This is a genomic window from Kitasatospora sp. NPDC001309, assembly GCF_042896295.1.
GTDB lineage: Bacteria > Actinomycetota > Actinomycetes > Streptomycetales > Streptomycetaceae > Kitasatospora.
The window spans coordinates 77922-90664 of sequence record NZ_JBIAXC010000041.1 but is presented as its reverse complement, the minus strand read 5'-3'; the positions used below and the strand labels follow the sequence as shown (position 1 = coordinate 90664).

Below are 12743 nucleotides of genomic sequence, written 5' to 3'. Positions count from 1 at the left end.
AGGTGGGTCGTGCGCGTCGGGCGGGGGTGTCGTCCTTCGGGATCAGTGGGACGAACGCGCACGTGATCCTGGAGCAGGCGCCGGAGGTCGCGCTGTCTTCGGAGGAGGTGGTGGAGCCGTCGGGGGTGGTGGCCTGGCCGCTGTCGGCGCGTACCGACACGGCGTTGCGCGCCCAGGCCGTACGACTGCTGGCCTTCGCTCAGGACCGCCCGGAACTGCACCCGGCCCGCCTGGGCCTCGCGCTCGCCCGGACGCGTGGTGCGCTGGAGCGCCGGGCCGTCCTGCTCGGCGCCGACCGTGCCGAACTCCTGGACGCACTGGCGAAGTTCGCCTCGGATGAGGAGAGCGCGGCCGTGCTGCACGGCCGGGTCGCGCCCGGTGGCCGTACGGCGTTCGTGTTCACGGGTCAGGGTAGTCAGTGGTCGGGTATGGGGCGTGGGTTGTACGGGGCGTTCCCGGTGTTCGCGGCGGCGTTCGACGAGGTGTGCGCGGCGTTCGATCCGTTGTTGGGGCGGTCGTTGCGGGAGGTGGTGTTCGAGGGCGGGGAGTTGCTGGACCGTACGGAGTTCACTCAGCCGGCGTTGTTCGCGGTGGAGGTGGCGCTGTACCGGTTGGCGGTGTCGGCGGGTGTGTCGGTGGATGTGGTGGCCGGGCATTCGATCGGCGGGGTGGTGGCGGCGTTCGTGGCGGGTGCGTTCTCGCTGCACGATGCTGCGGTGTTGGTGGCGGCCCGGGGCCGGTTGATGGGGTCGGCGCGTTCGGGTGGGGCGATGGTGGCGGTGGAGGCCACGGAGGGGGAGGTGCTGGCCGAACTGGTGGGCCTGGAGGGGTCGGTGTCGTTGGCGGCGGTGAACGGGCCACGTTCGGTGCTGCTCTCCGGCGACGACGGCGCGGTGCTGGAGCTGGCCGGGCGGTGGCGTGAACGCGGGCGCAGGGTCAAGCAGCTGACGGTCAGTCATGCGTTCCATTCGCCGCACATGGACGGCGTGTTGGAGGAGTTCACGCGGGTGGCGGGCGGGGTGGTGTTCGCGGAGCCGTTGCTGCCGGTGGTCTCCGACCTGACCGGCGGCCTGGCCACGGCGGAGGAGTTCGCGGACCCGGCGTACTGGGCGCGGCACATCCGTTCGGCGGTGCGCTTCCACGACGTCGTGCAGACGCTGCACGAGCAGGGCGTCACCCGCTACCTGGAACTCGGCCCCGACGCCGTCCTCACCCCGCTGGTCGAGGCGGCCCTCGGCGCGGACGCACCCGTGGCCGCTGCGGCCGCCCTGCGCCGGGACCGACCCGAAGCGCGGGCCGTGGCGACCGCCCTGGCCCGGCTGGCCGTCACCGGGACGGCCGTCGACTGGCCGGCCCTGACCGGGGTGACCGGCCGCATCGCCGACACGCCGGAGCTGCCCGGCTATCCGTTCGAGCACCGGCGCTACTGGCTCGACGCCGACGCCACCCCGGCGGACCCGCGTGAGGTGGGCCTCGACCAGGCCGACCATCCGCTGCTCGGCGCGGAACTGCAACTCCCGGACAGCGGTGGCCTGGTGCTCACCGGCCGGCTGTCCCCGGCCGCGCTGCCCTGGCTCGCCGAGCATGAGATCCTCGGCACCCCACTGCTGCCCGGAGCCGCCCTGGTCGAGCTCGCGCTCCGGGCGGGGCAGCGCGTCGGCGCCCCGCACCTGGCCGAACTGACCCTGGAGTCCCCGCTGCCGCTGCCCGCCGAGGGCGCCCTGCAACTCCAGCTCGCGGTCGGTCCGTCCGACCCGTCCGACCCGAACGGCTCGCGCGCGCTGGCCGTGCACACCCGGCCGGTCGGGGACGGGGACGCCCCCTGGACCAGGCACGCCACCGGAACCCTCGCCCCGGAGGCCCAGGGAGCACCAGGGTTCGCCGACTCCGCCGACTTCGCCGCCGTGCGGGTCTGGCCCCCGGTCGGCGCCGCACCCCTGGACACGGACGCCCTGTACCCGGAGCTCGCCGCCGACGGCTACCGCTACGGCCCCGCCTTCCAGGGCCTGCGCTCCGCCTGGCGGGCCGCGGACGGCACGCTCTTCGCGGAGGTCGAGCTGCCCGAGGGCCCGGCGGCCGAGGCCGGTGCGTACGGGCTGCACCCGGCGCTGCTGGACGCCGCCCTCCACCCGCTCGCCCGGTACGGCCGCGCCGCGGGCGCGGAGTCCGTACTGCTGCTGCCCTTCGCCTGGCACGGTGTCTCCGTGCACGCCACGGGCGCCACCGCGGCCCGGGTCGCGCTGCGACCGACCGACGGCGGCTACCGGCTGGTCCTCGCCGACGCCCAGGGCGCGCCGCTGGCCGAGGTCGCCCGGCTCGACCTGCGGCCGGTCACCCGCGAGGCGCTGGCCCGCAGCCTGCGGACCGTCGCCGACCGCTCGCTGTACGCGCTCTCCTGGGAGCCCGTGCCTCCGCCGCCGTCCGTACCGCCCGTCCCGTTCACGGATCCGGCCGCCGCCGCGGTCGCCGTCCTCGTCCCGGCCGGGCAGCGGCCGGACCTCGACCTGCTGCCCGCCGCGACCCCGGTGACCGCGCTCGCCGAGCTCCCGGAGCCGGTGCCGTCGACCGTCCTGATCCCGTACGCCACCCCGGCCGACGCCGGCTCCCCGGCGGAGGCCGCCCACGCCGCCGTCCGGCCCCTGCTGCCGGTGCTCCAGGAGTGGCTGGCCGAGCCGCGCACCGCCGGCTCCCGGCTGGTCCTGCTCACCCGGGGCGCCGTCACGACCGGCGCCGACGAACCGGTGCGCGATCTGGCCGCCGCCTCGGTGCGGGGCCTGTTCCGCTCGGCGGCGGCCGAACACCCGGGCCGGGTGGCGCTGTTGGACGCCGGGGAGGGCGAACGGGTGACGCCGGACCTCCTCCGGTTCGACGAGGAGCCCGAGCTGGCGGTCCGTCAGGAAAGGATGCTTCGCCCCAGGCTGACCAGGGCCGAAACCTCCGACCGGCAACCGGACCTCGGGGCGGGAACCGTCCTGCTCACCGGGGCCTCCGGGGCGCTCGGTGCGACGGTGGCCCGCCACCTGGTGCACTCCCACGGCGTCCGGGGCCTGCTCCTGCTCAGCCGCCGCGGCAGCGTGGAGCCGGGCCTGGTCGAGGAGTTGACGGCGGCCGGGGCCGCCGTGGCGACCGTCGCCGCCGACGTCGCCGACCCCCGGGCCGTACGGGCCGCGCTGGACCGGGCGCCCGCCGGGCTGCCGATCACCGCCGTGCTGCACGCGGCCGGCGTGGTCGACGACGGCGTGACCGAGGGCCTCACGGCGGAGCGGGTCGCCGCCGTGCTGCGGCCCAAGGCCGACGGCGCCTGGGCGCTGCACGAGGTGACCGGGGAACTGCCGCTGCACGCCTTCGTGCTGTTCTCCTCGGTCGCCGGACTGCTCGGCACCGCAGGCCAGGGCCCGTACGCGGCCGCCAACTCCTTCCTCGACGCGCTCGCCGCCCACCGGCGCGAACTGGGCCTACCCGGGCTCTCCTTGGCCTGGGGGCTGTGGGACGGCGACGGCATGGGGAGCCGGCTGTCCACCACCGACCTGGCCCGGCTGGCCCGGACCGGCATCGCCCCGCTGCCCCCGGCCGAGGCGCTCGCCCTGCTGGACGACGCGCTCGGCTCGCCGCAGTCGCTGCTCGCCCCGGTCCGGCTGGACCTCGCCACGGCCACGGCGAGCGGCACCGTCCTGCCCGCGCCGCTGCGCGGCCTGGCCCGCCCGGACCGCCCGGCCCCGCGCCGCGCGGCGCCCGCCCCGGCGGCAGCCGGGCCGGGCGCGACCCCGCTCGCGGACCGCCTCGCGGCCCTGCCGGAGTCCGAACGCGCCCTGCTGCTGGTCGAGTTGGTCCGCACCGCCACTGCCGCGGTGCTCGGGCACGGCGGACCGCAGGCCGTCGAGCAGGACCGCTCCTTCACCGAGCAGGGCTTCGACTCGCTGGCCGCCGTCGACCTGCGCAACCGGCTGAACGCGACCACCGGCCTGGCACTCTCCAGCACCCTGGTCTTCGACCACCCGAGCCCGGCGGCGCTGGCCGCCCACCTGGGCGACGCGCTGCTGCCGTCGGTCCCCGGCGTCGGCGAGGACCGGGCGGAGGACCGGTCGGCGAATCGGTCGGCGGAGCCGCCGGTCGAGGCCGCCGACGACCCGATCGCCATCGTCGGAATCGGCTGCCGCTACCCCGGCGGGGTGCGCTCCGCCGAGGAGCTGTGGCAGCTGGTCGCCGACCGGGTCGACGCGGTCGGCCCGTTCCCCGAGGACCGGGGCTGGCGCCTGGACCGGCTCTTCCACCCGGACCAGGAGCGGCCCGGCACGTCCGCCGCCCGCGAGGGCGGGTTCCTCTACGACGCCGCCGACTTCGACCCCGCCTTCTTCGGCATGAGCCCGCGCGAGGCGCTGGCCACCGACCCGCAGCAGCGGATCCTGCTGGAAACCGCCTGGGAGGCCGTCGAGCGGGCCGGCATCGACCCGGGCGCGCTGCGCGGCAGCCGGACCGGCGTCTTCGTCGGCGTGATGTACGACGACTACGGCTCCCGGCTCAGCCAGGCGCCCGAGGCGCCGGAGGGCTACGAGGGCTACCTGGTCAGCGGCAGCGCCGGCAGCGTCGCCTCCGGCCGGGTCTCCTACGCGCTCGGACTGGAGGGCCCGGCCGTCACGGTGGACACCGCCTGCTCCTCCTCGCTGGTCGCGCTGCACCTGGCCGCCCAGGCGCTGCGCAGCGGCGAGGCCACCCTCGCCCTGGCCGGCGGCGTCACCGTGATGGCCACCCCCGCCACCTTCGTCGAGTTCAGCCGCCAGCGCGGGCTGGCCCCGGACGGGCGCTGCAAGCCCTTCGCGGCCGGAGCCGACGGCACCGGCTGGGCCGAGGGCGCGGGCGTGCTCGTCCTGGAGCGCCTCTCCGACGCCCGCCGCAACGGGCATCCGGTGCTGGCCCTGGTGCGGGGCACGGCCGTCAACCAGGACGGCGCGTCGAACGGCCTGACGGCGCCGAACGGCCCCGCCCAGCAGCGGGTGATCCGGGCCGCGCTGGCCGCCGCCCGGCTGACGGCGGACGGCGTGGACGCGGTCGAGGCGCACGGGACGGGCACCCGCCTCGGCGACCCGATCGAGGCCCAGGCCCTGCTGGCGACGTACGGGCAGGGGCGCCCGGCCGGGCACCCGCTGTGGCTGGGCTCGATCAAGTCGAACATCGGCCACAGCCAGGCGGCGGCGGGCGTGGCGGGCGTGATCAAGATGGTCGAGGCCATCCGGCACGGCCGGCTGCCCGCGACCCTGCACCTGGACGCGCCCTCGCCGCACGTGGACTGGACGGCCGGCGCGGTGGAACTGCTCGCCGAGGCACGGGAGTGGCCGGAGCTCGACCGGCCGCGCCGGGCGGGCGTGTCCTCCTTCGGGATCAGCGGCACCAACGCGCACGTGATCCTGGAGCAGGCGCCGGACACCACCGTGCCGGCTGGGACCACTGCTACCGCTGCGACCGAGCCCGCCGCGCCGGTGGCCTGGCCGGTGTCGGCGCGCACCGAACCGGCGCTGCGCGACCAGGCGCAGCGGCTGCTGGCCTTCGCCGCCGACCTGCCCGAGGAGCAACTCGCCGCTGCGGGCGCCGCCTTGGCCGCCACCCGGACGGCCTTCGAGCAGCGCGCGGCGGTGGTCGGCGGCTCCCGCGCCGAACTGCTCGACGGGCTGCGGGCGCTGGCCGCCGGGACGGACTCCCCGGGCCTGCTGCGCGCCGCCGCCCGGGGCGGTCGGACGGCCTTCGTCTTCACCGGTCAGGGCAGCCAACGCGTCGGCATGGCAAAGGAGTTGTACGCGACCCATGCGGAGTTCGCGGCCGCCCTCGACGAGGTGTGCGCGGCCTTCACCCCGCACCTGGAACGGCCGCTGCGGGAGGTCCTGTTCGAGGACACCGGCCTGCTGGACCGCACCGCCTACACCCAACCCGCTCTGTTCGCGGTGGAGTTCGCCCTGGTGCGGCTGCTCGCCCACTGGGGGGTGCGGCCGGACGCCGTGCTCGGGCACTCGATCGGCGCCGTCGCCGCGGCCCACACCGCGGGGGTGCTCACCCTGGCGGACGCCGTCGCCCTGGTCGCCGCGCGCAGCCGGCTGATGGACGCGCTGCCCGCCGAGGGCGCCATGCTCTCCTTCCGGGCCTCCGAGCCGGAGGTCCTCGCCGCGCTGGAGGGGTACACCGAGCGGGTCTCGGTGGCCGCCGTCAACGGTCCGCGGGCCACCGTCGTCTCCGGCGAGGAGGACGCCGTGCTCGCGGTCGCCGCCCGGCTCGCCGCGACGGGGGCCAAGGCCCGCCGGCTGACCGTCAGCCACGCCTTCCACTCCCCGCTGATGGACCCGATGCTGGACGACTTCCGGGCCGCCCTCGGCGGTCTCGCCTTCGGCCGTCCGACCGTCCCGTTCGTCTCCGACCTGACCGGCCGCCCGGCCGGTCCGGAGGAGACCGCCTCGCCCGACTACTGGGCCCGTCACGTGCGCGGGACCGTCCGGTTCGCCGACGGCGTCCGGGCGCTGCGCGGGCTCGGCACCGTGCGCTACCTGGAGATCGGGCCGGACACCCTGCTGACCGCCCTGGTCGAGGACGTGCTGGCCGAAGGGCCGCAGGACCCGGAGAGCCCTCGGGATCCGCAGCACCGGCAGGACCCGCAGGACCCGCCCGCCGTCACGGCGGCGGTGCTGCGGCGCGGGCGCGGCGAGGCGGCCACCCTGCTGCGGGCCGTCGCCGCCGTGCACACCGCGGGCGGCAGCGTCGACTGGCCCGCCGTGCTGGGCGCGGCCGGGGCCCCGCACCCCGGCCTGCCGACCTACCCCTTCCAGCGCACCCGGCACTGGCTCGACGCCCCGGCCCCCGCGGGCGACGTGCGGGCCGCCGGGCTCAGCACCGCCGGCCACCCCTTCCTCGGCGCCGCCGTCGACCTCGCCGACGGCACCGGGACGGTCCTCACCGGCCGCCTGGACCGGCGCGAGCACCCCTGGCTCGCCGGGCACACCGTGGCCGGCGCGACCGTGCTGCCCGCGACCGCCCTGCTCGACCTCGCCCTGCACGCGGGCCGCACCGCCGGGCTGCCCGTGGTCGCCGCCCTCGACCTGGAGGCCCCGCTGCTGCTCCCGGCCGACGGAGCGCTGCGGCTCCAGGTCGCGCTGGACCGGGCGGACGACGCCGGCGAGCGGGCCGTGCGCATCCACGCCCGGCCCGACGGCGCCGCCGAGGAGCCCTGGACCAGGTACGCCACCGGCGTGCTCGCGCCCGCCCCGACGGCGCCCGCCCCGACGGCGCCGGTTCCGCCCGCGGGCAGCTGGCCGCCGCCCGGCGCCCGGCCGGTCGGCGCCGAGGAGCTGTACGCCGCCCTCGACGCCCACGGCCTCGGCTACGGCGGCGCCTTCCGCACCGTCACCGCCGCCTGGCAGCAGCCCGACGGCACCCTGTGGGCCGCACTCGCGGGCCCCGCCGAAGGAGCCAGGGACGGCGACCGGCGCTTCGCCGTGCCGCCCGCGGCCCTGGACGCCGCCCTCCACCCCTGGGCCCACGCCGGACTGCCGTCCGACGGGCGCACCACCCTGCGACTGCCCGCCGCCTGGCGCGAGGTCCGTTCGTACCGGGCCGTCCCCGCCGGAGCGCTGCGGGCCCGGATCGCGCCGGACGGGGAGCACCGCGCCGCCGTGACCCTCTACGACGCCGAGGGCGCCCCGCTGCTGCACGCGGCCGCCCTCGAACTCGCCGAGGTCCCGGCCGGGCGGTTCGGTGCCGCCCGCCCCGCCGACCCGCTGCTCGTCCCCGGCACCCGCCCGCTCGCCCTCCCGGCGGCCCCGCGCCCGGCGGCCCTGGTGGAGAGCCCGGCCGACCTGACCGGCCCGGTGCCGCCGGTCGTCCTGCTGCCCCTGCCACCGCTCCCGGCGGACCGTCCCGTGCCCGAGCAGGTGGCCCACGCCACCGGCTGGGCCCTGACCGCCCTGCGGACCTGGCTGACCGGGCGCCGGTACGAGGCCTCGCGCCTCGTCGTCGTCCTGCCCGCCGCGGCCGCGGGCGGCCCGGCGGCGCTCGCCGCGGCGGCGGCCGGCGGGCTGGTCCGCTCCGCCGCGGCCGAACACCCCGGCCGCGTCCTGCTGGTGGACACCGACCTCCCGGCCGACCGACTCGCGGAACTTCCCGCCGTGGCCTGGCCCGAGGACGAACCGCACCTCCTGCTGCGGGCCGGGCGGATCCTGGCCCCGCGCCTGACAGCGGCGGCTGCTGGAGCCGCACAGGCCGGCGCGACCGGCGCGACCAGCGCGACCGGGGCGTTCGGTCCCGGGAGCGTCCTGGTCACCGGCGCGTCCGGCGCGCTGGCAGCGGTCCTGGTGCGGCACCTGGTGGCGGCGCACGGGGTGCGCGGGCTGGTGCTGATGAGCCGGAGCGGGCGGGTGGCGCCCGGGCTGGCGGAGGAACTGGCGGCCCTGGGGGCCGTGGCGGTCCCGGTCGCGGGCGACGTGGCCGATCCGCAGGCCGTACGGGCCGCGCTGGCGCAGGCGCCGGACGGCCTTCCGGTCACCGGGCTGGTGCACGCCGCCGGCGTCCTGGACGACGGGCTGGTCGAGGGCCTGACGGCGGAGCGGGTCGCCGCCGTGCTGCGGCCGAAGGTCGACGGCGCCTGGGCGCTGCACGAGGCGACCGGGGAACTGCCGCTGCACGCCTTCGTGCTGTTCTCCTCGGTCGCCGGAGTGCTCGGGACGGCCGGGCAGGGCTCGTACGCCGCCGCGAACTCCTTCCTCGACGCCCTCGCCGGGCACCGCCACGAACTCGGCCTGCCCGCGCTGTCCCTCCCGTGGGGCCTGTGGGAGGGCGAAGGCATGGGGGAGGCCCTGAGCGCGGCCGACCGGGCCCGGATCGCCCGGACCGGGATCGCCCCGCTGCCCGCCGCGAGCGCCCTCGGGCTGCTGGACGAGGCCCTGGCGGCCGGCCGTCCGGTGGCGATCGCGGCCCGGCTGGCGGCACCCGGGGCCGGCGGGCCCGGCACCGGACCGGCGGCCGCCCTGCGCGAGCTGCTCGGCTCCCGGCCGACGGGCGCCGCCCCGGCGGCGGCCCCCGCCCTTCCGGCCCCCGCCCTTCCGGCCCCCGCCCTTCCGGAAGGCCGGGACGTGCTCGCCGGGCTCCCCCCGCAGGAACGCGGCCGGGCCGTCCTGGACCTGGTGCGCCGTTCGGTCGGCGAGGTCCTGGGCCACGCCGACCCGGCCGCCGTACCGGTGGAGCGGGGGCTGCTGGACCTGGGCCTGGACTCGCTGACCGCGGTGGAACTGCGCGGCCGCCTGGGCACCCTGCTCGGGCTGCGACTGCCCAGCACGCTGCTGTTCGACCACCCCACCGCCGCCGCCCTGGCCCGCCATCTCACCGCCCTGGTGACCCCGGCGGAGGACCGCACCGGGCCGGCCGGTCTCGCCCAGGTCGAGGCGGCCCTGGCCGAACTGACGGCCGGGGCAGCCGGAGCAGGCGAACTGGACCAGCTGGCGGCCCGGCTCCAAGCAGCCCTCGACCAGGTCCGCGCCGCCCGCGCGGCGAAGCCGGACGCCGACTTCACCGACCGACTGGAGGAGGCCGACGGCGACGCCCTGTTCGACCTGATTGACCGTCAACTCGGCCTGTAGCCAAGGGGGAAGGGCCCGACTCCGGCTGGCGCCGGGTTCTTCCCGCTCTCATCCCGCAGTCGCGCACGGGGCCGCCGGTGAACCGGCCGGACCGTGTGGGGTCGAGCGGGTGAAGGTGCGGCGGTAGGCGGTGGGGGTGGTGTCCAGGGTGCGTCGGAAGTGCAGCCGCAGGTTGGCCGCCGTGCCCAGCCCGCAGTCCCGCGCCACCTGGTCCACCGAGCGCTCCGTGGTCTCCAGCATTTCCCGTGCCCGGCCGATCCGGGCGTTGAGCAGCCACTGCAACGGGGTCGTGCCCGTCTCCTCGGTGAACCGGCGCATGAAGGTGCGCTGCGAGAGGCCCGCGTGCCGGGCGAGCACGCGCAGCGTGAGCGGCTCGCCGAGCCGGTGCAGGGCCCAGCCCCGGGTGCCGGAGAGCGAGGCCTCACCGGCCACCGCGACGGGAGCCGGCACGTACTGGGCCTGCCCGCCGTCCCGGTGGGGGGCGGCGACCAGAGCGCGGGCGATCCGGTTGGCCGCCTCCGCCCCCAGGTCGCGGCGCACGATGTGCAGGCACAGGTCGATGCCGCAGCACACCCCGGCCGAGGTGAGCACGTCGCCCTCGTCGACGTAGAGCACGTCGCGGTCGACCGTGACGGCCGGGAAGCCCCGCTCGAACTCGTCGATGTGCTTCCAGTGGGTGGTGGCGTGCAGCCCGTCCAGGACGCCCGCCGCGGCCAGTGCGAAGGCGCCCGTGCAGATCGACACCACGCGCCTGCCCCGGCCATGGGCTTCGGCCAGGACGTCGAGCACGGCGTCCGGCAACGGGAGGAGCGGTTCGAATCCCGGCACGACCACGGTGTCGGCGGCCCGCACCTGCTCCAGACCCCCGTCGGCGACCAGGGCGAAGCCCGCACTGGTGGCCACCCGCGCGGTGGGCGCGCACAGGGTCATCTCGTAGGGGGTCTCCGGCCGGCTGGAGAAGATCTGCGCCGGGATCGCCAGGTCGAGCGGGGTGACCCCGTCCAGCGCCAGGACCGCGACTCGATGCACCGTCATGGCAGGATCCTAGCGAAGTATGGAAATTTTGCCTCTCACCAGGTCAGGGGCGTCGCGGCCAGGCTGAGCCCATGACCGGACCCACCCACGAGGCGACCGCCGACCTGATCACGCTGCCCGGCACACCGCTCGCCGACGCCGTCGTGAACCTCATCCGGCCGGTGGAAACGCCGTCCGTCTTCAACCACAGCATCCGCAGCTACCTGTTCGCCCGGCTGGTGGCCGACCGCCTCGGCCTGGCCGCCGGCCACGACTACCAGGACGACCTGTTGTTCGCCGCGTGCGCGATGCACGACCTCGGCGTGGCGGCGGACGGCCCGCACAGCCAGCGGTTCGAGGTCGAAGGCGCCGACCGGGCGGCCGCCTTCCTGACCGACCGCGGGGTCCCCGCCGCCGAAGCCGACCAGGTCTGGCAGGCCATCGCCCTGCACACCTCCCCGGGCATCGCGGAACGCCGCGGCACGCTGTGCCTGCTCGTCCGCGAGGGCGTCGCCCTCGACTTCGGCCGCTCACCGGGCACCGACCACCTCGACGCCGTCACCGACGAGCAGGCCGACGCCGTGCACGCCGCCTACCCGCGGCTGGACATGATCCGCGCCCTCACCGACGCGATCGTCGCGCAGGCCGCGAAGGACCCCGGGAACGCACCCCGGTACACGATCCCCGGCGAACTCCTGCGCGAACGCGAGACCTTCGGCCGGACCCGGCTGGAGCACACCGGCCGCTCGTCCCGCTGGCGCGACTGACCCCACCGGACCCACCACTCCCGTCACCGAGGAAGGGCAAGCACCGCCATGACCGTCCACACCGTCGAGGTCCCCGAGGACAACGCAGTCTTCGGGCAGACCACCAGCGCCTTCGCGAGCTTCGGCTACTCCGCCGCGGTCCGCGCCCACGGCCTCCTGTTCATCGCCGGAACGATCGGCCGCCGCGCCGACGGAACCATTCCGGACGGGATCGAGGAGCAGACCGGGATCGCCCTCCGGAAGATCGAGGAGATCCTCCGGCTGGAGGGCCTCGACATGTCCGCCCTCGTCGACGTCACCAGCTACCACGTCGACATCCACCAGCACCTGCCCGGCTTCGTCGAGGCCAAGCGGCGCCTCGTCGAAGCCCCCTACCCGACCTGGACGATCATCGGGGTCAGCGGCCTCGCCAGCCCGGGACTCCTCGTCGAGATCCGCGCGACCGCCGCGTACCCCGCCGCACCCCGGTAGCCCCGCACTCCTGGGCCCGCTCCCGGGCCCAGGAGCCCGCCACCGGCGGAGAGCCCCTATTCCCGGCGTGCTGCCTCCCCGGCGTCGCCCGCGGTCCGAGCGCGTCGTCGACGGTCGGGCCAGGGGTAGCCGAGCTGGTCGGCGAACGCCTTCGAACCTCCGCAGACCTCGGCGGCCTCGCGGGGATCCTCGGCCGTGAGGCGCGCCTCAAGGCGTTCGGCCTGGTCGGCCGGGTCGTCTCCGGAGATCGCAACGGTCATCCTGAACTGGAGCCAGGGGCGGCCCTCCCTGATCGCGGACCGGCCGGGATGGAACAGGAAGACGGTGATCCGGTCGGGTTCCCAGGGCCAGGCGGAGACGCCGTCCAGCTCGCAGTCCCACGCCGCCGGCCAGTCGGTGTGCTCCCGGAGCCGCTCTTCCAGCAGTCGGGCGACCGTTCGGGCCGGCCACTCCCAGCTGCGGTCCGTCGTGGCCCGGTGGATCTCCGCCTCGTACTGACCGGCGTCGAAGCGGAACTCCGGGAGATCGACCTCCTCGGTGACCGGGTTGCGCCAGCCGCTCCAGACCACGTGCTGCCCTTCGCGCCTGATCGTCACGTAGACCGCACCGCAGCACCCTTCGGTGCACCCGGCCTCGGCCAGCCGAACCTCACGAGGGACGTCGGTCGCATGCAGCGGCGCGCTCGGGCCCACCAGGTAGCGAGGATCCTCTGCGGGCCCCTCGTCGAACACGTCGGTCAGGACGTCCCGCCCGTCGACGACCGGTCGGCATTCGGCGCCGGCCCTGGTTCCGAGTGGTGGCACGACGATGCGGAGGGACAGCCGATGCGGTTCTGTGGTCATCGCCTGATGGTCGCGGAGTCATCAGCGGTTGTCAGCCGGGT

At 76.7% G+C, this 12743-nt stretch carries 5 protein-coding genes; 3 read left to right on the top strand and 2 right to left on the bottom strand.

From position 1 onward, the window contains the following. The first annotated feature begins 2 nt into the window (after nt 1-2). Nucleotides 3-9608: an SDR family NAD(P)-dependent oxidoreductase gene (locus ACFY2K_RS32615; RefSeq protein WP_387716274.1), complete on the top strand. Its 9606-nt coding sequence runs from the start codon at nt 3-5 to the stop codon at nt 9606-9608. Nucleotides 9609-9656: 48 nt separating this feature from the next. Here the strand turns inward: ACFY2K_RS32615 and ACFY2K_RS32610 are convergent, their stop codons facing one another. Continuing rightward, nucleotides 9657-10643, bottom strand: coding sequence for a GlxA family transcriptional regulator (locus tag ACFY2K_RS32610; protein ID WP_380528028.1), 987 nt, complete (start codon nt 10641-10643; stop codon nt 9657-9659). A gap of 71 nt (nt 10644-10714) precedes the next feature. On the opposite strand from ACFY2K_RS32610, the gene ACFY2K_RS32605 reads away from it, so the two are divergent. Further along, a complete protein-coding gene (locus ACFY2K_RS32605) occupies nt 10715-11389 on the top strand; it encodes an HD domain-containing protein (protein WP_387716271.1) in 675 nt (224 codons plus the stop codon). A gap of 48 nt (nt 11390-11437) precedes the next feature. Further along, the gene (locus ACFY2K_RS32600; protein WP_375893181.1) at nt 11438-11860 is read left to right on the top strand and encodes a RidA family protein; all 423 of its coding nucleotides are present in this window, start codon (nt 11438-11440) and stop codon (nt 11858-11860) included. A gap of 56 nt (nt 11861-11916) precedes the next feature. Here ACFY2K_RS32600 and ACFY2K_RS32595 read toward each other — a convergent pair whose 3' ends face one another. Further along, nucleotides 11917-12702 carry a hypothetical protein gene (locus tag ACFY2K_RS32595; protein WP_387716269.1) on the bottom strand — a complete coding sequence of 262 codons (786 nt, stop codon included), beginning with the start codon at nt 12700-12702 and terminating at the stop codon, nt 11917-11919. Between the last annotated feature and the right edge of the window lie 41 nt (nt 12703-12743).

Coding starts and splice junctions, on each gene's coding strand:
- ACFY2K_RS32610 (WP_380528028.1), bottom strand. CDS start 10,643: ATGACGGTGCATCGAGTCGCGGTCCTGGCGCTGGACGGGGTCACCCCG.
- ACFY2K_RS32605 (WP_387716271.1), top strand. CDS start 10,715: ATGACCGGACCCACCCACGAGGCGACCGCCGACCTGATCACGCTGCCC.
- ACFY2K_RS32600 (WP_375893181.1), top strand. CDS start 11,438: ATGACCGTCCACACCGTCGAGGTCCCCGAGGACAACGCAGTCTTCGGG.
- ACFY2K_RS32595 (WP_387716269.1), bottom strand. CDS start 12,702: ATGACCACAGAACCGCATCGGCTGTCCCTCCGCATCGTCGTGCCACCA.